This is a genomic window from Pseudomonas sp. CBZ-4, assembly GCF_000346755.1.
GTDB lineage: Bacteria > Pseudomonadota > Gammaproteobacteria > Pseudomonadales > Pseudomonadaceae > Aquipseudomonas.
The window spans coordinates 61,837-83,087 of record NZ_ANNV01000164.1; the positions used below are offsets into that span (position 1 = coordinate 61,837).

General features: G+C 60.0%; 18 protein-coding genes. 13 read left to right on the top strand and 5 right to left on the bottom strand.

The window, feature by feature from the left end; genetic code table 11:
* Positions 1 to 164 precede the first annotated feature (164 nt).
* Positions 165 to 2,201 (top strand): lipase family protein, encoded by a 2,037-nt coding sequence (locus tag B348_RS0124125; protein WP_017738599.1) that lies wholly within the window; start codon positions 165 to 167, stop codon positions 2,199 to 2,201.
* Positions 2,194 to 3,252, top strand: a complete 1,059-nt coding sequence (locus tag B348_RS0124130) for a hypothetical protein (protein WP_017738600.1) — start codon at positions 2,194 to 2,196, stop codon at positions 3,250 to 3,252. The genes B348_RS0124125 and B348_RS0124130 overlap by 8 nt, the downstream gene beginning before the upstream one ends.
* A gap of 113 nt (positions 3,253 to 3,365) precedes the next feature.
* Here B348_RS0124130 and B348_RS0124135 read toward each other — a convergent pair whose 3' ends face one another.
* Positions 3,366 to 4,313, bottom strand: a complete 948-nt coding sequence (locus B348_RS0124135; protein ID WP_017738601.1) for a DUF1853 family protein — start codon at positions 4,311 to 4,313, stop codon at positions 3,366 to 3,368.
* Positions 4,314 to 4,458: 145 nt separating this feature from the next.
* Here B348_RS0124135 and B348_RS0124140 point away from each other — a divergent pair, with 145 nt between their 5' ends.
* The 8 genes from B348_RS0124140 (at position 4,459) to B348_RS0124175 (ending at position 12,733) form a co-directional block, all read left to right on the top strand.
* Entirely contained in the window at positions 4,459 to 5,349 is an 891-nt protein-coding gene (locus B348_RS0124140) for an NAD(+) kinase (protein WP_003217892.1), read from the top strand.
* Positions 5,346 to 6,320 (top strand): metallophosphoesterase, encoded by a 975-nt coding sequence (locus B348_RS0124145; RefSeq protein WP_371105913.1) that lies wholly within the window; start codon positions 5,346 to 5,348, stop codon positions 6,318 to 6,320. Before B348_RS0124140 ends, B348_RS0124145 begins: the two co-directional genes overlap by 4 nt.
* On the top strand, positions 6,317 to 7,192 hold the full coding sequence (locus B348_RS0124150) for a rhomboid family intramembrane serine protease (protein ID WP_017738603.1): 876 nt from the start codon (positions 6,317 to 6,319) through the stop codon (positions 7,190 to 7,192). Before B348_RS0124145 ends, B348_RS0124150 begins: the two co-directional genes overlap by 4 nt.
* Before the next feature lie 13 nt (positions 7,193 to 7,205).
* A complete protein-coding gene (locus tag B348_RS0124155; RefSeq protein WP_017738604.1) occupies positions 7,206 to 7,466 on the top strand; it encodes a YeaC family protein in 261 nt (86 codons plus the stop codon).
* A complete protein-coding gene (locus tag B348_RS0124160) occupies positions 7,463 to 8,293 on the top strand; it encodes a DUF2797 domain-containing protein (protein ID WP_026137025.1) in 831 nt (276 codons plus the stop codon). The genes B348_RS0124155 and B348_RS0124160 overlap by 4 nt, the downstream gene beginning before the upstream one ends.
* Before the next feature lie 13 nt (positions 8,294 to 8,306).
* Positions 8,307 to 10,964 (top strand): aminopeptidase N, encoded by a 2,658-nt coding sequence (gene pepN / locus B348_RS0124165; protein ID WP_017738606.1) that lies wholly within the window; start codon positions 8,307 to 8,309, stop codon positions 10,962 to 10,964.
* 5 nt (positions 10,965 to 10,969) lie between these two features.
* Positions 10,970 to 12,076, top strand: coding sequence for a cell division protein ZapE (zapE, locus tag B348_RS0124170; protein ID WP_017738607.1), 1,107 nt, complete (start codon positions 10,970 to 10,972; stop codon positions 12,074 to 12,076).
* A gap of 165 nt (positions 12,077 to 12,241) precedes the next feature.
* Entirely contained in the window at positions 12,242 to 12,733 is a 492-nt protein-coding gene (locus tag B348_RS0124175; RefSeq protein WP_017738608.1) for a GNAT family N-acetyltransferase, read from the top strand.
* 96 nt (positions 12,734 to 12,829) lie between these two features.
* On the opposite strand, the gene B348_RS0124180 is transcribed toward B348_RS0124175, so the two are convergent.
* The 4 genes from B348_RS0124180 to B348_RS1000000131820 all read right to left on the bottom strand — a co-directional run bounded on the left by B348_RS0124180 (position 12,830) and on the right by B348_RS1000000131820 (position 17,630).
* On the bottom strand, positions 12,830 to 13,051 hold the full coding sequence (locus tag B348_RS0124180) for a hypothetical protein (protein ID WP_026137026.1): 222 nt from the start codon (positions 13,049 to 13,051) through the stop codon (positions 12,830 to 12,832).
* A gap of 153 nt (positions 13,052 to 13,204) precedes the next feature.
* Positions 13,205 to 15,442 (bottom strand): TonB-dependent siderophore receptor, encoded by a 2,238-nt coding sequence (locus B348_RS0124185; protein ID WP_017738610.1) that lies wholly within the window; start codon positions 15,440 to 15,442, stop codon positions 13,205 to 13,207.
* A 128-nt stretch (positions 15,443 to 15,570) separates the two neighbouring features.
* Positions 15,571 to 17,313 carry a phosphoethanolamine transferase CptA gene (locus B348_RS0124190; RefSeq protein ID WP_017738611.1) on the bottom strand — a complete coding sequence of 581 codons (1,743 nt, stop codon included), beginning with the start codon at positions 17,311 to 17,313 and terminating at the stop codon, positions 15,571 to 15,573.
* 140 nt (positions 17,314 to 17,453) lie between these two features.
* Positions 17,454 to 17,630: a DUF6026 family protein gene (locus B348_RS1000000131820; protein ID WP_256204497.1), complete on the bottom strand. Its 177-nt coding sequence runs from the start codon at positions 17,628 to 17,630 to the stop codon at positions 17,454 to 17,456.
* Positions 17,631 to 17,899: 269 nt separating this feature from the next.
* Here B348_RS1000000131820 and gnd point away from each other — a divergent pair, with 269 nt between their 5' ends.
* The 3 genes from gnd to B348_RS0124210 are packed head-to-tail and all read left to right on the top strand — an operon-like array spanning position 17,900 to position 21,224.
* Positions 17,900 to 18,883: a phosphogluconate dehydrogenase (NAD(+)-dependent, decarboxylating) gene (gene gnd, locus B348_RS0124200; RefSeq protein WP_017738613.1), complete on the top strand. Its 984-nt coding sequence runs from the start codon at positions 17,900 to 17,902 to the stop codon at positions 18,881 to 18,883.
* Positions 18,880 to 20,403 (top strand): glucose-6-phosphate dehydrogenase, encoded by a 1,524-nt coding sequence (gene zwf, locus B348_RS0124205; RefSeq protein WP_017738614.1) that lies wholly within the window; start codon positions 18,880 to 18,882, stop codon positions 20,401 to 20,403. Before gnd ends, zwf begins: the two co-directional genes overlap by 4 nt.
* A complete protein-coding gene (locus tag B348_RS0124210; RefSeq protein ID WP_017738615.1) occupies positions 20,400 to 21,224 on the top strand; it encodes a Cof-type HAD-IIB family hydrolase in 825 nt (274 codons plus the stop codon). The genes zwf and B348_RS0124210 overlap by 4 nt, the downstream gene beginning before the upstream one ends.
* Positions 21,225 to 21,251 lie beyond the last annotated feature (27 nt).

The window sequence follows — 21,251 nt, forward strand, 5'->3', positions numbered from 1 at the left end:
ATAGCGACTCTTTACTCTTTGGGCTTTCACGCGCTCAGGGGTAAAGGGATGACTTCCTGCGTAATACAGGGTGTTTGTTCTCGCCACGTCTTGGCAGGCACGACGCTCTGTTCAACTCGCAACTCGACTGCCTCGCGCGTACCACTCTCCGATCAAGGACTGGTATGAACGACTCATTGCATTACACGGATACGCTCAATCCCTTCAAGGACGTTATTTGCGGCAAGCAGATACAGCATTGGGCCGAGTTCCAGTTGGTGGACGAACTAGGCCAACCTTTGGCGAGTCTGCCTTATCGCGCGGCGAATGAGGCTTCGCGTGGGGGCTATGTGCCTGAATTCGCGGGCTATACCGATGCCGAGGGCGTGATTCGTCTCGAGGGTCTGCATCCCCTGCCCATTACGTTGTGGGTGGGAGCAGACCTGCTGGCCGAGCAACTGCAGACCCGGCGCCTACGTGCTGTACGTGCAGAGCCACGCCGTCCGGGAGTAGGTGACCGTACGCCGTTGTATGGGCCACAGCGCGCGGGTTTTTCGCCGGTTGAAAAGGCGGCGCTTGCGAAAGGTCACGACTACCAATATTTGAGAATCGGGCAGTTATGCGATCGGCGGCCCATCTTCCAGCCACCGTTGGCTGATCCGAGTCAGCTTCCTGCGTTTCACTTTCCTGATGAGACGTTCAGTGGTTTCACTGTGAGCGGGGATCAGTTGGACCGTCGGCATGTGCTGGAAGTCTGCCCGTTTCGTGCTTGGTCGCTGGTTTTGCATCATCAGGAGGAGTACAGCCTGGTGAATGCTTACAACCTGGGGTTGATGAGTATTTTGGCGTATAGCAATCGGGGTGAAGGCGACCTGGGTTCGGTGAAGGAGCTTTTCGAACGCCAATGTCTGGATTTATCGCGTACGCCGCGTGTTTGGGATAGTGGTCAGGCGTGGCCCTGTGTCGTGGAGGATGTTCCGTTCCGTGATCGTTATTTAGAAGTCGAACCTCTGGACACTGCTAAGGCGGTCCCGCCTGAAGGGCATACTCAGCTGTTTTATGCTGTCAGTGCATCGCAGGTCTTGGTGGCCTGGCGCGGTACTGAAATGGAGGGGCTCGCAGACCTAATTACCGATGCGACTTTTCGTCCAGTAAGGCCGGAGATTTCAGCACTTTGTGAACCCAAGGTTCCTTGTCCGGACCTGACTTCGTTGGGCAGTGTACACCTTGGTTTTCGTGATGCCTTTGAAGTGGCGAGAAGAATTTATACTGTGGAGTTAGGTAAGACGATTCTTGAGGGGATTGGTAAGAAAAAACTATTCATCTGCGGCCACAGCCTCGGCGGTGCTCTCGGCCTAATCCACGCGGCCTCGCTGCTGAAACACAACCCCCTCCTTTACACCTACGGCATGCCCCGCACCTTCACCCTTCTCGCCGTGCAATACCTGGGCGACCTTTGGCACTTCCGCCATGTCAACGACACTGATTTGATCCCACGCGTACCCCCCGAAGCCGATCTGGACAACGATCTCTATAACGCCTTCGGACCAATTGGCACGACACTAGGGTTCGGCCGGTCGCTACAAAAAGCCGCACAAGGGATGGTGGTCAAACATGAAAATGCGTTTAGCCATCACGGCAAGATCGCCATGTTCTTCAGGGCGGAACAACACCACTACCAAGAGATCGTGGCATACCCTGCCTATCGTAGGCCGGATGGCGCACCCATTCGCGGCACGATCACTGCTGCATTACCTGAAAAAGCCAAGCTGTATCTGGTGCCCAGTCTCAGTGAAACCGATGAGCATGAGGCCGAGGAGGCCACGCAGCTTTTTAACGCTTCGCTGAGTCCTGAAAACCGTGCCCGGTACTTTCCACACTACAGCAACACCCCAGTGGGTCGCATGTTGCGGATTGGTGACCACTTCATGTCGCAGTACCAACCCTATATCCACAACCAACTGCTGGAGTCCATCAACCCCGCGCGTGAACCCTTGCTGGAACGCCAGATACAACGACGCAAATTCGAACAACAGATCAAGGATTACTACGGGCGTGTTCCTGAAGAGGAGTTGGCGCGCAATCGTGTGTTTCTCGACTTGCAACGCCTGGTGGATAAAGCCCTGCGTGTCACAAAGCAAGCCGATGGAGGCAACGAAGCACTAGAGCGTTTTGATGCCATCGCCGATCCACGGGCCTATTACGAGAAAACCTATGGTTAAGCAAATCAACTCGCTTAAGTGCCTAGTCAGAACCGCTCGGTTGACTGTTTTGTTATGTGCATTTTTTTTATTCCTTGGTGGTTGCCGTCAGGACTACAGCCTGTCACCGCCTGCCGACAGTGAAAAGATAAGCGTGACGGTAAAGCTGCCTGAGGGACTGAAAAATAAAACCATGTGGGTCATGTATCGTTCGGCCACCTGTAAACACATCGGCACTGGAGCCAGCGGCCAACGCACCGAGCGGGATGGCTATCACTCGGTTTACAAGGAGTTGGAACGTCAAGGACAGAGCGATCTCTACCAAGTAGAGCTACCAAAGGATGGGGGCGGTGCGTGCCGCTGGCACCTGGCGAATGTGACCTTTGGCGTGGAGTATGCCGACCTGACCCGTTTTGGTGAGAACGTGATTTGGGGGGGCGGCGGCGGTGTCGTTGTGATATTCGACCACAATAATTCACCACGGGGTGGGGCGGACTTCATCGTCGATGGGGATCTGAGAATCCGGAAGGATTATTACCCTTGGTTGAGTGAAGCATTTATAGGCGGTTATAAAAAACACATCAGTCTGGCGGGGGAGGGCCGTATATATCTGAAGTACCAAGCGTTGCAGGCTCGCCATATCTATTTCGAGCCCATACTGCATTCGGACTTTCGCGTTTTATCTGCACAACCAAAGGAGATAAAGGAAGGTAACTACACAGCGTTCACCTATCCCGACGGCAGTGTCGTAGCCGATGGCCGCTCCAAACCCGACTTCCTAAAACTCCAAAGCCTACGCACCGGCCGCGCCGGCGATTGCCTTTCCCCCTGGACCTACCACAAGTGCCCAGACCGCCGCCCACAGTTATTGCCCGAATGGCTCCCCGTCCCGGACAAACCCGGTTTCGGGCAGTACCTCATTGTGGACGAATGGGGGAACAAGTTGCCGACCTATGACTATCGATTGGTCGGTAAAGATGGCCGAATAAACAAGTGGAAGACGGATGCCAAAGGACTAACCCTTCCGGTCCCGGAAAGCATGCACCCGTTGCGCGAAGTGGAGTTTCCCTAATGGATAGGATGACGCCGCCCCAGCCAAGCCGGTTTCCACCCTTGGCCACGCCGCCGATCCACGGTGGGAGCTGGCTTGCCTGCGATGGGGCCAAAAAGCTCGTCACGGAGTTGTCAGCCACCCCCCGGCACATCCGGCCAAAGATCCGCCACCAAAAACAACCGCTCCGCCTCTTCCCAATCCTCACCCACCTGCACCATCCGCACCAACAACTGCGCCGGCGCCATCGGATCAAGTGCTGCCAGCCAGCCTTGCATCTGCGCTTCACTCCACACATCACTCGCACCATAGTGCGCCGGCGCCAGCCATGCATGGCGGGGTAGGGGTTGCCAGCGGCCTGGCGCGCTGGTGCTGACAAAGTCTGGCCAATCCCGTTGATGCAGCCAGCGGCCGCGCAGGTGCTGCGGATTGGCGCCAACCGGGGCTTGGGCCTGGCCGGGCCAGGGATAGAGCAAGTACCCGCCCAGCCATAGATGCGCGTCGAATTGCTGGATATCCAGTGCCGCGAGCACTTCGCGGCTTTCCGGGCGTGCGGAGATGGGCAGTTGATGCTGGGCCAAGTGGGCCAATTTTCGGTCCAGCCGGTCGTGGCACCCAGGCCCCAGCCACAAGGCGCTGTCCTGGCCGTTCCCGTCCTGCGGCCCGAGGTAGAGTTTGATGGCCAGTTCCAGGTGATGCACGCCATCGCGATCGCGCAGGAGCATATCCAGTTCGCCGAGGGTGTGGCCGGCACGGCGGATGGGCAGGTTGGCGGCCAGCAGTTCCACGCCCGGCGCATGTTGTACGGCGAATTGCCATAATCGCTCGTAATACAGGCCTAGGCGCCGGGAGCGGGACAGGCTCAGCCAGTGTTGCAAGGCGTGGCTGTCTTGATCGAGGTTACGCAGCCAGCGCTCAAGCAAATCGGGCGCTTGTACCCAATCGCTACCGGCCAACGGATGGCGTTGCGGCCACGGTGTCTGCGCGAGCATCGGCGGGGCGAGCATCACCCACGCGAGATCGCGCACCTCAGGGTGGCGCAACTGGCGGGGCAGGTTGTGCAGATCCGGGAACACAGTCATGGTCCGAGCATAGCCGCTTAAGTGTCGCACGGGTGGCTGAGAACCATTGTCATCAAGGCTTCGCGGCGACAAAGGGTTTTGCCTGGGGCGGCCTTTCGCCCATAATCGCGGTTTTCCGCCACACCGCACATCCCGCAGGAGCCCCATGGAGCAATTTCGCAATATCGGCATTATCGGTCGCCTGGGCAGTACCCAGGTGTTGGACACCGTCCGCCGGCTGAAAAAATTCCTGCTGGAACGCCACCTGCATGTGATCCTCGAAGACACCATCGCCGAAATCCTCCCGGGCCATGGCCTGCAAACCTCGTCGCGCAAGATGCTCGGCGAAGTCTGCGACATGGTCATCGTGGTCGGCGGCGACGGCAGCTTGCTCGGCGCCGCCCGTGCGTTGGCGCGGCATAACGTGCCGGTGCTGGGGATCAACCGTGGCAGCCTGGGTTTCCTCACCGATATCCGCCCCGATGAGCTGGAAGTCGAAGTGGCCAAGGTGCTCGACGGCCATTACCTGGTGGAAAACCGCTTCCTGCTGCAAGCCGAAGTGCGCCGCCACGGTGAAGCCATCGGCCAGGGCGACGCCCTCAATGATGTGGTGCTGCACCCTGGCAAGTCCACGCGGATGATCGAGTTCGAGCTGTATATCGACGGCCAGTTCGTGTGCAGCCAGAAGGCCGACGGCCTGATCGTCGCCACGCCGACCGGCTCCACCGCCTATGCGCTGTCGGCCGGCGGGCCGATCATGCATCCCAAGCTGGATGCCATTGTGATCGTGCCGATGTACCCCCATATGTTGTCCAGCCGGCCTATCGTGGTCGATGGCAACAGTGAGCTGAAAATCGTGGTGTCCAAAGACATGCAGATCTACCCGCAGGTGTCCTGTGACGGGCAGAACCATTTCACCTGCGCCCCCGGTGACACCATCACCGTGAGCAAAAAGGCGCAGAAACTGCGGCTGATCCATCCGCTGGACCACAACTACTACGAAGTGTGCCGCACCAAGCTGGGCTGGGGCAGCCGCTTGGGGGGTGGAGGCGACTGATGCTCGATCCCGCGCGTAGCTACGACCTGATTGGTGACGTGCACGGTTGCGCTCATACCCTTGAGCACTTGCTCGACCAGTTGGGCTACCAGAAGATCGGCGGTGTCTGGCGGCATAAGTCGCGGATGGCGGTGTTCCTCGGCGATATCATCGACCGTGGCCCACGCATCCGTGAGGCGCTGCATATCGTCCACGACATGACCGAGGCCGGGCAGGCGCTGTGCATCATGGGCAACCACGAGTTCAACGCCCTCGGCTGGACTACCCTCGCGCCCCCCGGCAGTGGCAAGCAATTTGTGCGTGAGCACAACCCACGGCATGCGCGGTTGATCCACGAAACCCTGACCCAGTTCGAGCACCACCCGGCCGACTGGCACGACTTCCTCGGCTGGTTCTACGACATGCCATTGTTTGTCGATGCCGGACGTTTCCGCGTGGTGCATGCGTGCTGGGATGACGGCTTTATCGCGCCGCTGCGCGCGACGTTCCCGGACGGCTGTATTGACCCGCATTTCCTGCAGGCCGCCGCCGTGCCCGGCAGTTTTGCCTGCAACGCCTTTGACCGCCTGCTGCGCGGTACCGATATGCGCCTGCCGGATGGCTTGACGCTGACCGGCGGCGATGGGCTGACGCGTTCGTTCTTCCGCACCAAATTCTGGGAAGACGACCCGAAAACCTACGGCGACATCGTGTTCCAGCCCGACGCGCTGCCTGATCCGGTGGCACGTACGCCGCTGTCATCCACTGAAAAGAATTCCTTGTTGCGCTACGGCGTCGATGAACCCTTGTTGTTCGTCGGCCATTACTGGCGCAGCGGCAAACCGGCCCCGATCCGCGAGAACCTGGCCTGCCTGGACTACAGCGCCGTGCTGTACGGCAAGCTGGTGGCTTATCGCCTGGATCAGGAAACCCGCCTGGATCCGCACAAATTTGTCTGGGTCGACGTTGAACGCCCCGAGGTTATCCAATGACTACCGTGGCTGTATTGCGCTTGCCCCTGAGCGTCGACCTGGGCGGTTTCGTCCAACTGTTGCAACGCATGCAAGTGCCCCATCGCGTCAGCGAGGAAGCGGGCGAGCAAGTGCTGTGGGTGCCCGAAACCATCAGCGACGACGTGCGCGTGTTGTACCAGCGCTTTCCCGCCGGCGACCCGGACCAGCAGCTGGACATTCCCGCGCAGCCGCAAGCGCCGGCGACCCGCCCAAGCTTTGTGCAGCAGGTGCGCCACAACCCGGTGACGGCGCTGGTGTTGCTGGCGAGCATCATCGTCGGCGCCGTGACCTTGCTCGGCGACAACCTGCAAGCCATGGCCTGGCTGACCTTCCTGCCGTTTCGCATCATGGGCGAGTACATCCAGTTCACGCCGCTGGCCGACACCCTGGCGTCCGGGCAGTGGTGGCGGCTGGTCACGCCGATGCTGATCCACTTCGGCATCCTGCACCTGGCCATGAACGGCATGTGGTACTGGGAGCTGGGCCGGCGCATCGAAGTGCGCCAGGGCAGTATCAACCTGCTGGGCCTGACCCTGTTGTTCAGCCTGGTCTCCAACTACGCTCAGTACGCTTACGGCGGCCCCGGCCTGTTCGGCGGTTTGTCCGGCGTGTTGTATGGCTTGCTCGGGCATTGCTGGATCTTTCAATTGCTCTCGCCAAACCCGGCCTACCGCCTGCCCCGTGGGGTGCTGGTGATGATGCTGGTGTGGCTGGTGCTGTGCCTGTCGGGCCTGGTCTCGATGATCGGCTTCGGTGAAATCGCCAACGCGGCCCATGTCGGCGGCCTGGCTATCGGTTGCCTCACCGGTTTGCTCGGCGGTTTGTACAACCGTCGCAAAGCTTCTATTTGATAAGGAAGAGCTTATGTCCTCTTTTGCTGAAATGATCGAAAACATCACCCCGGACATCTACGAGAGCCTCAAGCTCGCCGTGGAAATCGGCAAATGGTCCGACGGCCGCAAGCTCAGCGCCGAGCAGCGTGAACTGTCGTTGCAGGCGATGATCGCCTGGGAAATCCAGAACCTGCCGGAAGACCAGCGCACCGGTTACATGGGCCCACAGGAATGCCAGTCGAAATCGACCACCGTGCCGAACATCCTGTTCAAGTCGGATGCGATCCATTGATTGAAATTGGTCGCGGTGCAGTCAGCAAAATGTCGGCGCAACTCGGTGAGCCGACCGTTCAATACGCGTTTCGCCTGGGCGATATCGAGGTGCCGGTCAACCCGTTGATCGGCAGCCATATCCGCCTGGAATACCTTGGCGCCATCCATTGCAGCCATTGCGGCCGCAAGACCAAGACCAGCTTCAGCCAGGGCTATTGCTACCCCTGCATGACCAAGCTGGCCCAGTGCGACCTGTGCATCATGAGCCCCGAACGTTGCCATTACGACGCCGGCACCTGCCGTGAGCCGAGCTGGGGCGAGAAGTTCTGCATGACCGACCACGTGGTCTACCTGGCCAATTCGTCGGGGATCAAGGTCGGCATCACCCGTGCCACCCAACTGCCGACCCGCTGGCTGGACCAAGGCGCCAGCCAGGCGTTGCCAATCATGCGCGTGGCCACGCGCCAACAGTCCGGTTTCGTCGAAGATGTGTTTCGCAGCCAGGTGGCCGACAAGACCAACTGGCGCGCGCTGCTCAAGGGCGATGCCGCAGCGGTGGACCTCAAGCACGTGCGCGATGAGCTGTTCGCGTCCTGCGCCGAAGGCATCAGCGCGTTGCAGGAGCGCTTTGGCCTACAAGCCATCCAACCCGTGACCGACATCGAGCCGATAGAAATCCGCTACCCGGTGGAGCAATATCCCGCCAAGATTGTCAGCTTTAATCTGGACAAGAACCCGATTGCCGAAGGCACGCTGCTGGGGATCAAGGGCCAATACCTGATCTTCGACACCGGCGTTATCAATATTCGCAAATACACGGCCTACCAGCTCGCCGTGCATCAGTAGAAGGATTGCAAGCATGCGCACCGAACAACCGAAGATGATTTACCTCAAGGACTATCAGGCGCCGGACTACCTGATCGACGAGACCCACCTGACCTTCGAGTTGTTCGAGGACCACAGCCTGGTCCACGCGCAGCTGGTGATGCGCCGCAACCCTGAGCGCGGCGCCGGTTTGCCGCCGTTGGTGCTGGATGGCCAGCAGCTTGAGCTGTTGAGCGTGAACCTGGCTGACCAGGAATTGACGGCCGCTGATTACCAGTTGACCGACAGCCACCTGACCCTGCAGCCCAAGAGTGCAACCTTTACCCTCGACACCACGGTCAAGATCCACCCGGAAACCAACACCGCCCTGGAAGGCCTGTACAAGTCCAGCGGCATGTTCTGCACCCAGTGCGAAGCCGAAGGTTTCCGCAAGATCACCTACTACCTCGACCGCCCGGACGTGATGAGCACCTTCACCACCACGGTGATCGCCGAGCAGCACAGCTACCCGGTGCTCCTGTCCAACGGCAACCCGATTGCCAGCGGGCCTGGCGAAGACGGCCGCCACTGGGCGACCTGGGAAGACCCGTTCAAGAAGCCGGCGTACCTGTTCGCGCTGGTGGCCGGTGACTTGTGGTGCGTGGAAGACAGCTTCACCACCATGACCAACCGTGAAGTCGCGCTGCGCATCTATGTCGAGCCGGAAAACATCGACAAGTGCCAGCACGCCATGACCAGCCTGAAAAAATCCATGCGCTGGGACGAAGAAACCTACGGCCGTGAGTACGATCTCGACATCTTCATGATCGTTGCCGTGAACGACTTCAACATGGGCGCCATGGAAAACAAGGGCCTCAATATCTTCAACTCCAGCGCCGTGCTGGCCCGCGCCGAAACCGCCACCGACGCCGCGCACCAGCGCGTCGAAGCCATTGTCGCCCACGAATACTTCCACAACTGGTCGGGCAACCGCGTGACCTGCCGCGACTGGTTCCAGCTGTCGCTCAAGGAAGGCTTCACCGTCTACCGCGATTCGCAATTCTCTGCCGACATGAACTCGGCCACGGTCAAGCGCATCCAGGACGTGGCTTACCTGCGCACTCACCAGTTCGCCGAGGACGCCGGCCCGATGGCCCACGCGGTGCGCCCGGACAGCTTTATCGAGATCTCCAACTTCTACACCCTGACCGTGTACGAAAAGGGCTCGGAAGTGGTCGGCATGATCCACACTTTGCTCGGCGCCGAAGGTTTCCGCAAAGGCAGCGACCTGTACTTCGAACGCCATGACGGCCAGGCCGTGACCTGCGACGACTTTATCAAGGCCATGGAAGACGCCAACGGCGCCGACCTGACTCAGTTCAAGCGTTGGTACAGCCAGGCTGGCACACCACGCCTGGCGGTGAGTGAGTCCTACGATGCTGTGGCAAAAACCTACAGCCTGACCTTCCGCCAAAGCTGCCCGGCCACCCCGGATAAAGTTGAAAAACTGCCGTTCGTGATCCCAGTGGCCTTGGGCCTGCTGGACGGGAAGGGCGCCGGCATCGCCTTGCGCCTGGCCGGTGAAGCCACTGCGGGCGACACCTCCCGCGTGATCTCGGTGACCGAAGCCGAGCAAACCTTCACCTTCGTTGATATCGCCGAGCAGCCATTGCCGTCGCTGCTGCGCGGTTTCTCGGCGCCGGTGAAGCTGAGCTTCCCGTACAGCCGTGACCAACTGATGTTCCTGATGCAACACGACAGCGACGGTTTCAACCGCTGGGATGCGGGCCAGCAACTGGCGGTGCAGGTGTTGCAGGAGTTGATCGGCCAGCACCAGGCGGGCCAGCCGCTGGCGCTGGATCAACGCCTTGTCGACGCGTTGCGTACCGTGCTGCGCGACGAGACGCTGGATCAGGCGATGGTTGCCGAAATGCTGTCGTTGCCGGGCGAAGCCTACCTGACTGAAATCAGCGAAGTGGCGGATGTCGATGCCATCCATGCGGCCCGTGAGTTTGCCCGTCAGCAACTGGCTGAGCAGTTGTTTGACGACTTGTGGTCGCGTTACCAGGCCAATCGCGAGCTGTCGAAGAAAACCCCTTACGTGGCAGCCGCCGAGCACTTTGCCCGTCGCGCCTTGCAGAATATTGCGCTGTCGTACCTGATGCTCAGCGGCAAGCCGCAGGTGTTGGCGGCGGCGCTGGAGCAGTTCGATGCCAGCGACAACATGACCGAGCGCCTTACCGCGCTGGCGGTCCTGGTGAATTCGCCGTTTGAAGCTGAGAAGGCTCAGGCGCTGGCGGTGTTTGCCGAGAACTTCAAGGACAACCCATTGGTCATGGACCAGTGGTTCAGCGTCCAGGCCGGCAGCACGTTGCCGGGCGGGCTGGAGCGGGTCAAGGCGCTGATGGAGCACCCGGCGTTCACGCTCAAGAACCCGAACAAGGTGCGCGCCCTGATCGGCGCATTTGCCGGGCAGAACCTGATCAACTTCCATGCGGCGGATGGCTCGGGTTATCGCTTCCTGGCGGACCTGGTGATCCAGCTGAATGGCTTCAACCCGCAGATCGCCTCGCGTCAATTGGCGCCGCTGACCCGCTGGCGCAAATACGACAGCGCGCGCCAGGCGCTGATGAAGGCAGAGCTGGAGCGCATCCGTGCCTCCGGTGAGCTGTCCAGTGATGTGTTCGAGGTGGTCAGCAAGAGCCTTGCGTAACACCCATGGCGTTTGACTCACCCCGCGCGGCCTACCAACACGCCATCGCCCAGCAGGGTTTCGTCGCCGACGAAGCCCAGCGTCGGGCGGTGGATGCGCTGCAAGCCTGCCATGAAGCCCTGCATCAAGGCCGCTCGCCGATCACCGGGGTTTACCTGTGGGGGCCGGTGGGCCGTGGCAAAACCTGGCTGATGGACCAGTTTTACCAAAGCCTGCGGGTGCCTGCGCGGCGCCAGCACTTTCATCACTTCATGGGCTGGGTACACCAGCGTTCCTTTCAGCTCACCGGCACCCAGGACCCCTTGCAGGCGCTGGCCCGCGAGCTGGCCCAGGACGTGCGCGTGCTGTGCTTTGACGAGTTGTTCGTCAATGACATCGGTGATGCGATCATCCTGGGGCGCCTGTTCCAGGTGATGTTCGAGGAAGGCGTGGTGATGGTGTGCACGTCGAACCAGCCGCCCGACCAGTTGTATGCGGACGGCTTCAACCGCGAGCGTTTCCTGCCGGGGATCGAAGCCATCAAGCAGCACATGCAGGTGGTGGCGGTGGACGGCGCTGAGGATCATCGTTTGCACCCGGGCCTGGGCGTGCAGCGTTACTGGGTGAAGCAGCCCGATGCGTTGGGCGAGGTGTTCAAGCAATTGACTGAGGGGCAGGCCGTGCGCAGTGGGCCGGTCAGTGTCGGCTACCGCTCGATTGCTGCCGTGCAGTCCAGTGATAGCGTGCTCTGGTGCCGCTACGCCGATCTGTGTGAACAACCTCTGGCTGCGATGGATTTCATGCAGGTGTGCGATCGTTTCAGCGCGATTCTACTCGGTGAAGTCCCTAACCTGAGCGCGCAAAAACGCCCCGGGCGCATTGCGCGCGGCACCGAAGATGGTGCCCAGCGTGTCGAGGCGGGGGATCGCGAGTTGCCCGAGTTATCGGTACACGATGACAGTGTGCGGCGCTTCATTGCCCTCGTGGATGAATGCTACGACCGCAAAGTGCCGTTATTCATCGAGGCCGAGGTGCCATTGGAGCACCTGTACACCGAGGGTTACCTGGAGTTTGCGTTTCGCCGCACGCTGAGTCGCTTGCAGGAGATGCAATTGCAGCGTTTTGGGGTGTAGGAAAAATCCTCGACCCTACGCTGTTCACCCGTGTACATGCGCAGAAGCACCGTATTTTCAGGCGGGCATTTGTAGTTAATCTCCTTCATCTATCGCCTGCACCGCGCTTACAATCGTCCGCCTCATAGGGAGATGATTCCCGTGTAGCCGCTATCGAGGAAGGAAATGGACACCCCAGACATCCTGGTGCTGCAAGCCAGCTATACCAATCCCGTGCACGCCGAGGCAATCAGCCTGGTACTCAACCATTACGCCGAAGACCCGATGGGTGGTGGTCACAGCCTGCCTGCCGACCTGTTGCAGCAACTGCCAGGCGAGCTGGCCAAGCGCCCGCATGCGTTCAGCGTTCTGGCGTTTGTCGGCGGCGAGCCGGCGGGGCTGGTCAATTGCTTCGAAGGGTTCTCGACCTTTGCTTGTCGTCCGTTGGTCAACGTCCACGATGTGGCGGTGATGAATGCGTTTCGTGGCTTGGGCTTGAGCCAGAAAATGCTGCAGAAGGTCGAAGAGATCGCCCGTCAGCGCGGTTGCTGCAAAATCACCCTGGAAGTGCTCGAAGGGAATGCAGTGGCTCAGTCGGCATACCGTAAGTTTGGATTCGATGATTCAAAGTTTGACCCGGCACACGGGCGCATGTTGTTTTGGCATAAGACGCTGTAGGTAATTAGTTGCCGAAAGTGCAAAAAAAAGGCGCCAGAATATGGCGCCAAGTTACCCTGGTCAAAGGAGCGGAATGACAAGGGGGTTATGCGTTAATCAACTTTTAGGTTGTTGCTCGTCGCCGTTCTGGGCAGCACGCACGGCTTTTGGATTTTTCACATTCGCAGCAGCCGTTTGTTCGGCCTTATCATTCGATTGTTCTTGCATGAATTTGAAATTGGCATAGAACTCCCGCGAACGCTCGGCGCCACCTTCAGCAAAGGCAGCGGCAGAGGTCAGGGTCATCAGGCCGGCAAGCATCAAAGTAGAGAGTTTCATCGTCGGTATTCCCATAAGTTTTTGATCGGCGTCTGTTCGCTTGATCAGACTCGTGGGGGCGATTATGTGCAGGCTTTATTAAGTCAGGCTTAACTGATTGGCCGCGAAACTTAACGCGGTTGTTAAGTTTCGCGGCGCCCTCAGGTGCAGGGTTTAGAGTTTCCAGTCCAGAGCCAGCGTAATAGAGCGCGGGTCGCCCCAATACACGCCGTTGTAGAAGCCGACGCGTTCGTAATATTTTTTATCAAATAGATTGTTTACGTTAAGGGATGCCGAAACGTGCTCGTCGAACTGGTAGCGCGACATCAGGTTGACCACGGTGTAGGCCTGTTGGGTGATCTTGGCGCGCTCGGTGTTCAGGTAGCCTTCCGTGTCACGACCGCCGCTTGGGCGATCGGCGAACTGGTAGAAGTCGCTCTGCCAGTTCACCGCGCCACCCACGGTCAATCCGCGCCATTCGCCGGGCAGCCGGTAGGATGTCGACACCTTGAGCATGTTCAACGGCACGTTGGTATTGCTGCGCTGTTTATCACCGTTCAGCGAGTGGGTGTAGCTGTACCCCGCCGTGAGGTTCCAGTCCTGCATGACCTCACCTGACACTTCGGCTTCAAACCCCTGTACTTTGCTGCCTTTGCCCCCGGAGGTGTAGAACTGCTCGCGAGTGACGGGGTCCGGTTTGGCGGCGTTATCCAGTTCGGCGACGTTGTCCTGGGTGCTCCAGAAATACGCGGCCGCCAGGTTCAGGCGCTCGTTCAACAGGCTGCCTTTGAGGCCGAATTCATAGTTGCTGCCGACCACGGGTTCCAGGTACTTCCTGCTGACGTCACGCACGCTTTGCGGGTTGAAGATGTCGGTGTAGCTGGCATACACGGTGTACTCCGGCGTGATGTCGTACAGCAGGCCGGCGTAGGGGGTCCACATGTCGTTGTGGGTCTGGCGGGTTTTCGGCGCGCGGGTCAACTGGAAGTTGGCGTCATACTCCGGCGAAACGCTTTCGATGTCCCAACTGCCATATCGGCTGCCCAGAACCGCATGCAGTTTTTCGGTGAGGCTCAAGCGCGTGGCCAGGTAGCCGGCTTTTTGTTTCTTGCGCGAGTGTTCGCCTTGCAGGTTGGTGGTGCGGTCGGGGAACTTGGCGATGCCGCCCATGTGTTTCCAGTCGGCGATGTTCTCGTACCCATCCGGTGTTTCAAAACGCTGGTAAGGCGACGAGTCGCGCTGCTCGGACTCGCCGTAACCCACCATCAACTCATGTTCACGACCCAGCAGTGCATAGGTGCCATTGAGATTCAGATCGACCACATCCATCTTCGACGTGCCCACCATCTGGTTGGTCCACGCGGTCATGCCGCTGCCATCGGGGTTGGGAAAGCCCGAGCCGCCGTAATACACCTTACCGTCGGTGTCACTTTGCCGGTGGGTGTAGGCGGCCTTCACGCGCCAATCCTCAGACAGTTTGTGGTCGATGGAGGCGAAGGTGGTCTTGTCCTTGAGCGGCCAGGAGCTCCAATCGGCTGCCAGGTTGGCGGAGCGTGAGAGCCGCGCCTTGCTGCCATCGCTGTTCCAATAGGGCAGGGTGCCCCAGGAGCTGCCCTGCACGTGCTTGTTCTGGTAATCAAAGCCTACGGCGACCACGGTGTCGTCCGTCAGGTCGCCTTCGAGAATGCCGTAGCCAACTTCTCGTTGCAGCGCGTAGTTGTCGCGGAAGGACTTGCTGTCACGGTAGGCCAGCACCGTGCGCCCGCGCAGCCGGCCGTCCAATGCCAGCGGGCCACCCACATCCAGGTAGCTGTAGTAATTGTCATGGCTGGCGCCGCTGACGCCGGTCTGGGCTTGCCACTGGGCGGTGGGGCGCTTGCGAATCATGTTGACCGTGGCCGAAGGGTTGCCGGCGCCGGTGGTCAGGCCGGTGGCGCCACGGACCACTTCAATGCGGTCGTAGATGATGGTGTCGGCGTCTGACTTCATGCGCCCGAAGGTGTTGAGCATGCCGTCGATCTGGAAGTTATCGATCCCGTAGCCGCGGGACGAGTAGCCCGCGCGATCCGAATCCAGATGCTGCACGGTGACGCCGGTGGTCTGGCGCAGTACGTCAGTCAATGTATTGAGATTGAAATCATCCATCTGCTGGCGCGTCACCACCGAGATGGATTGCGGCGTTTCCTTGATGGACAGGTTCAGGCGCGTGGCGGTGCTCATCGAGCCGGTGGTATAGGCGCCGGTGTGCTCGGTAGTGGCGCCCAGGCCTTCGGCGGTGATGCGGGTGCTGCCCAGCTCCAGGGCCTTGGCCGGTGCGGGTTCGGGCTCGGTTTCAGCCAGCAGGTCAGGGCTCAGCACGACGCTGAACAGGCCAAGGGTGAAGGTCATGGAACGGGTGAAAGGCGCGAACATCGCGGAAGACTCCTTGTCGTCTTTGTGGCCTTCTCGGTAAGAAAAGGCCATGGCTCAAAGACGAAAGGAGCGGGGAAACTTTAGAGCTGGATGAGAATGATTGTTATCTTTTTGTTACAAGCCTGCGATTACTTGACCACCACATCAGTGGGTTCGGCCTTCTTCGGCTTGATCAAGCTGAAATCAATCAACGGCTTCTGCTGGCGCAGGTACGGGTTGCCGATCATCTGCGGGCGCGCCTTGAAGCTGTCGCTGACCAGGCTTTTGCTGCGGTCCAGTTCGTCGAAGCTCAGACCGGCGAGGTCCGCCCAGGTGTGGATCAGCTGCGAGCTGCTGTAAGGGCGCTGCAAGTCGCCGGCAAAGCTCCAGTCGTGGCTCTCGCGCCATTTCGGCGAGGCGTAGGCCATGAAGGGAATGGTGTACATCGGCGCCGTCGGCTTGCCTTCGTTGCGTCCCAGGGTGGTGTGGCCGGCAGAGTCGAATACGTCTTCACCGTGGTCTGACAAGTACAGCAGGAAGCCGTTGGGGTCGGTCTTGGCGTAATCCTTGATCAGGCTCGACACCACGAAATCGTTGTACAGCACCGCATTGTCGTAGCTGTTGTAGGTCGGCAACTGATCGTCGCTGACCCCGGCCGGCACGCCCTGGCGGTCGGTGAACTTGTCGAAGGTCGGCGGGTAACGGTACTGGTAGCTCATGTGCGTGCCCAGCAGGTGAATCACGATGAATTTGCGCTCGGCCGGGTCGGCCAGGGCCTTGGCGAAGGGCGGCAACACATCGCCGTCGTACTGGCGGGCATTCTGGTTGCGGTTGTTGTTCAGGTAGACCTGCTCGTCGGCCTGTTCCGAGAACGTGGTGAGCATGGTGTTGCGCTTGGTCATGGTCTGCTGGTTGGTGATCCAGTAGGTCTTGTAGCCGGCTTGTTTCATCACGCTGACAATGGACGGGGTCTTGAGGTACAGGTCCGGGTTCTCTTCGTCGGCGAAGGTGAGCACCTGTTGCAGCGCTTCAATGGTGTAGGGCCGTGGGGTGATGACGTTGTCGAACACCGCCAGCTGGTCGCGTAGTTTGTCCAGTTCCGGCGTGGTGTTGCGCGGGTAGCCGTAGAGGCTCATGCGTTGGCGGTTGGTGGACTCACCGATCACCAGGACCAGGGTCGAGGGTTGGCCGGCCATGGTGTCTTTGAGGTTACGCAGTGGCGGGATCTGGCTGGCACTGTCGAGCATGCCCTGCATGTTGTCCAGCTGCTGGGTGTAGCGGTGGTAGGCGACGATCATCTGCCATGGCACGGCCGGCTCGATACGTGCTTCGAAGCGGTCAATGGCGTCTTCCATGGTGTCACTGCGGGCAATCTGCTTGACCAGCGGGTAGCCGACAATTGCAATCACGATGGCGGTAGCCGCCACCAGCGCCTGGCCACGTGGCAGGTAGACCGGGCGTACACGGGACCAGAGGAAAACGGCCAGGGCGGTGTGGGCAATGAACGCCAGCACGATCCACCAGGCGAAGTATTGGGTGGCATATTCCCCGGCTTCAGAGATGTTCGATTCGAACATGATGAAGATGACGCTTTGGGAAAATTCCTGCTGGTAGATGAAGAAATAACCGAGGCTGGCCATGGAACAGGCCCACAGCACCACGCCGATCAAGGCGGCGAGCGAACGGGTGTAGCGTGGGAATATCAACAGGGGCGCCAGCCACAGCGCACTCATGAAGAATGCCTGGCGAAAGCCCGCGAAACCGGAAGTGCCGGTCGCCAGGATCAGAAGCTGGGTAATACCCGAGAAGTACCAGAAAAACAGGAACAGCCAGCCAAGGCCGGCCCAATCAAAGCCTTTCGCAGACTTAGTGCTGCGTTTGAACATCGCCATCCAGCGCTCCAACCCGGTGATTTTTCAGTCGCGTGCAGGAATGCACGCAACAGAGGCCACCCTTGCATGGGGTGGCCCTTGGGGGCTGGAGTATCGGGAAGGGGGTGTGAAAACTTCGTGAGTTTTTTGTAAGGATTGCCTTACAGGGCGCTTAACGCCGGAGTTGAAGCCTGATCGAGCTGGGCTTGCAGGTGCGAGCGCAGGCGCAGGACTTCCTGCTGCAATTGCTCACGCTCATTCTTCAGCTGGCGCAACTCATCGCGACGGACAGTGACGTAGAGGGTCTGTGGAGGGCGGGTCATCTGTGCTGTGCTCATTGCTTGCCTCGCAAATAGCCGGTAGATCGCGGTGCCAGAACGCTTGATTCGAGGTTCTCGGCATCAGTCGGGAGCAAGTCTGAATTCTTTTTTGCAGCAAGGGAACTTTTTTATTTTTGATGGTCGTGTGACTTTCGCCGCCGTGATGGTGAAACGATGGCCACTTTTTTGTCATGAAACTGAATGGATCTGCACAGTTCTCATCCTCATTAGCCTCATTGCGCTATAAACTATGTCACACATTTTTTAGTAGTTAGGAGCATCAGCACATGCAACTGGGGATTATCGGACTAGGCCGCATGGGCGGGAATATTGCACGGCGCCTGATGCTCAATGGGCATACCACCGTTGTTTTCGACCGTAACGAAGCATTTGTCAAAACCTTGAGCGAAGAGGGCGCCACTGGCGTTGCCGATCTCAAGGCCCTGGTCGCCGGGCTGCAAACGCCCCGCGCCGTGTGGGTGATGCTGCCAGCTGGCGCGCCCACCGAAGACACCATCAATGAACTGAGCGAGCTGCTGGAAGCCGGTGATGTGATCATCGACGGCGGCAACACCAACTACAAGGACGACGTACGTCGCGGCAAGGCGCTGGCGGAAAAAGGCCTGCACTATGTCGATGTCGGCACGTCCGGCGGCGTCTGGGGCCTGGAGCGTGGCTATTGCATGATGATCGGCGGCGACACCGCCACCGTGCAGCGCCTTGACCCGATCTTCAAGACCCTGGCCCCAGGCCTGGGCAATATCCCGCGCACCAAGGACCGCAAAGACAGCGCTGACCCGCGCGCCGAACAGGGCTACATCCACGCCGGCCCTGCGGGTTCCGGGCACTTCGTCAAGATGATCCACAACGGCATCGAGTACGGAATGATGCAGGCGTTTGCCGAAGGGTTTGACATCCTCAAGACCAAGAACTCGGACAACCTGCCTGAAGACCAGCGCTTTGACCTCAACGTTGCCGACATCGCCGAAGTCTGGCGCCGTGGCAGCGTGGTGTCCTCCTGGCTGCTGGACCTGACCGCCGATGCGTTGGCCACCGACCCGAAACTCGACGGTTACTCCGGCTCCGTGGCCGACAGTGGCGAAGGCCGCTGGACCATCGAAGCCGCCATGGAACAAGCCGTGCCGGTGCCTGTGCTGTCCACTTCGCTGTTCGCCCGTTTCCGCTCGCGCCAGCAGAGCACCTACGGTGACAAAATGCTGTCCGCCATGCGTTTCGGCTTTGGTGGCCACGTGGAGACTTCCAAAAAATGACCGCCAACGGCAAGAAGTCCAAGGCCGAACCCGCTCCAGCCACCACGCTGTTTCTGTTTGGCGCCCATGGCGACCTGGTCAAGCGCCTGCTGATGCCGGCGCTGTACAACCTCAGTCGCGATGGGTTGCTGGGGGATGGCCTGCGTATTGTCGGCGTTGATCACAACGCCATCAGTGACGCGGACTTTGCCAAGAAGCTCGAGGACTTCATCCGCACCGAGGCCGCGAGCAAGGTCAAGGGCAATGCCGACAATGCGCTGGACCCACACTTGTGGGCCCAGCTGGCCAAAGGCATCAGCTACGTCGAGGGCGACTTCCTCGACGACGGCACCTATGCCGCCATCGGCCAGAAGATCGCCGACAGCGGCACCGGCAACGCGGTGTTCTACCTGGCCACTGCGCCGCGCTTCTTCAGTGAAGTGGTGCAGCGCCTGGGCAGTGCCGGTTTGTTGACGGAAACCGATGAGGGTTTCCGTCGCGTGGTGATCGAAAAACCCTTCGGCTCCGACCTGGTCACCGCCGAAGCGTTGAACGCCAGCCTGCTCAAGGTGATGAGCGAGAAGCAGATCTATCGCATCGACCATTACCTGGGCAAGGAAACCGTGCAGAACATCCTGATCAGCCGTTTTTCCAACGTGCTGTTCGAAGCGTTCTGGAACAATCACTACATTGACCACGTGCAGATCACCGCCGCCGAAACCGTCGGCGTCGAGACACGGGGCAATTTTTTCGAAAAGACCGGCACCCTGCGGGACATGGTGCCCAACCACCTGTTCCAGTTGCTGGCGATGGTGGCCATGGAGCCGCCGGCGGCCTTTGGTGCCGACGCCGTACGCGGTGAGAAGGCCAAGGTAATTGGCGCGGTGCGTCCCTGGTCGTTGGAGGATGCGCGGGCCAACTCGGTACGTGGGCAATACACCGCCGGTGAGATGGGCGGCAAGCCAGTGCCGGGTTACCGCGAAGAGGCGAATGTCGCGCCGGACAGCAGCACCGAAACGTTCGTCGCCCTCAAGGTGATGATCGACAACTGGCGCTGGGTCGGCGTGCCGTTTTATCTGCGCACCGGCAAGCGCATGAGCGTGCGTGACACCGAAATCGTCATCTGCTTCAAGCCGGCGCCCTATGCGCAGTTCCGCGATACCGACGTCGATGAACTCAAGCCCACCTACTTGAAAATCCAGATCCAGCCCAACGAAGGCATGTGGTTCGACCTGCTGGCGAAAAAGCCTGGGCCGACCCTGGACATGGCCAACATCCAGCTGGGTTTTGCCTACAAGGACTTCTTCGAAATGCAGCCATCGACGGGGTATGAAACCCTGATCTACGACTGCATGACCGGCGACCAGACCTTGTTCCAGCGTGCCGACAACATCGAAAACGGCTGGCGCGCAGTGCAGCCGTTTCTCGATGCGTGGCAGCAGGATGACGGGATCGAGGCCTACAAGGCCGGTGAAGATGGCCCGGCGGCGGCGGACGCGTTGCTGGCCCGTGATGGCCGCACTTGGCACACCCTCGGATGAGTGATGCGGCGATTCATCCCATCCGATTTGTCCTCAGTGATGTGGACGGTACGTTGCTGCATCCCGATCACCGGTTCAGCCAGCGCACGCTGGACACGGTTCACGCCTTGCGTGCGGCCGGGGTGTTTTTCAGCCTGGCCAGCGGGCGTCCGCCCAGGGCCATGTTGCACTTGGTCGAGGCCTTTGGCATCGATATCCCGGTGGCGGGGTTCAATGGCGGCACGCTGATCAATCCCGACGGCAGCGTGCTGGTGGCCCATCACCTGCCCGCCGAAGCGGCGCTGGTTACGTTGGCGCTGTTTTCACCCGAGCCTGACGTCGAGGTCTGGGTGTTTGCCGACGGTGACTGGTTGCGCCGCGACCCGCCCGGGCCGATGGTGCAGCGCGAAGCCGATGGCTTGGGCTACGGGCCGGTGGTCGTGGAGAGCTTCGAACCCTACCTGGACCGCATCGACAAAATCGTTGCCGCCAGCCTCGACACGCAACGGCTGATTGAGCTGGAAGCGCTGTTGCAGCCCAAGGTGCAAGGCTTGGCGCAAGTCTCGCGTTCGCAGCCGGTTTACCTGGATGTGACGGCGATGCTGGCCAACAAGGGCGAGGCGTTGAAGACGCTGGCCCAGCACCTTGGCGTGCCGTTGGAGCAAACGGCGGTGATTGGCGATGGGGGCAACGACCCGGCGATGTTTGCGGTGGCGGGGTTGTCGATTGCCATGGGGCAGGCTGAAGAGGCGGTCAAGCGCCACGCCAGTGTTGTTACGGGGAGTCATATCGAGGATGGGGCGGCAGAAGCAATCGAGCGGTTTATTCTGACTGCGCGATAACCGTCCCAGGTTCTAACACGGCAACTT

Bases quoted from the DNA above. Each gene is read 5' to 3' on its own strand.
- B348_RS0124125 (WP_017738599.1), top strand. From the start codon at position 165: ATGAACGACTCATTGCATTACACGGATACGCTCAATCCCTTCAAGGAC.
- B348_RS0124130 (WP_017738600.1), top strand. From the start codon at position 2,194: ATGGTTAAGCAAATCAACTCGCTTAAGTGCCTAGTCAGAACCGCTCGG.
- B348_RS0124135 (WP_017738601.1), bottom strand. From the start codon at position 4,313: ATGACTGTGTTCCCGGATCTGCACAACCTGCCCCGCCAGTTGCGCCAC.
- B348_RS0124140 (WP_003217892.1), top strand. From the start codon at position 4,459: ATGGAGCAATTTCGCAATATCGGCATTATCGGTCGCCTGGGCAGTACC.
- B348_RS0124150 (WP_017738603.1), top strand. From the start codon at position 6,317: ATGACTACCGTGGCTGTATTGCGCTTGCCCCTGAGCGTCGACCTGGGC.
- B348_RS0124155 (WP_017738604.1), top strand. From the start codon at position 7,206: ATGTCCTCTTTTGCTGAAATGATCGAAAACATCACCCCGGACATCTAC.
- pepN (WP_017738606.1), top strand. From the start codon at position 8,307: ATGCGCACCGAACAACCGAAGATGATTTACCTCAAGGACTATCAGGCG.
- zapE (WP_017738607.1), top strand. From the start codon at position 10,970: ATGGCGTTTGACTCACCCCGCGCGGCCTACCAACACGCCATCGCCCAG.
- B348_RS0124175 (WP_017738608.1), top strand. From the start codon at position 12,242: ATGGACACCCCAGACATCCTGGTGCTGCAAGCCAGCTATACCAATCCC.
- B348_RS0124180 (WP_026137026.1), bottom strand. From the start codon at position 13,051: ATGAAACTCTCTACTTTGATGCTTGCCGGCCTGATGACCCTGACCTCT.
- B348_RS0124185 (WP_017738610.1), bottom strand. From the start codon at position 15,442: ATGTTCGCGCCTTTCACCCGTTCCATGACCTTCACCCTTGGCCTGTTC.
- B348_RS0124190 (WP_017738611.1), bottom strand. From the start codon at position 17,313: ATGGCGATGTTCAAACGCAGCACTAAGTCTGCGAAAGGCTTTGATTGG.
- B348_RS1000000131820 (WP_256204497.1), bottom strand. From the start codon at position 17,630: ATGAGCACAGCACAGATGACCCGCCCTCCACAGACCCTCTACGTCACT.
- gnd (WP_017738613.1), top strand. From the start codon at position 17,900: ATGCAACTGGGGATTATCGGACTAGGCCGCATGGGCGGGAATATTGCA.
- zwf (WP_017738614.1), top strand. From the start codon at position 18,880: ATGACCGCCAACGGCAAGAAGTCCAAGGCCGAACCCGCTCCAGCCACC.
- B348_RS0124210 (WP_017738615.1), top strand. From the start codon at position 20,400: ATGAGTGATGCGGCGATTCATCCCATCCGATTTGTCCTCAGTGATGTG.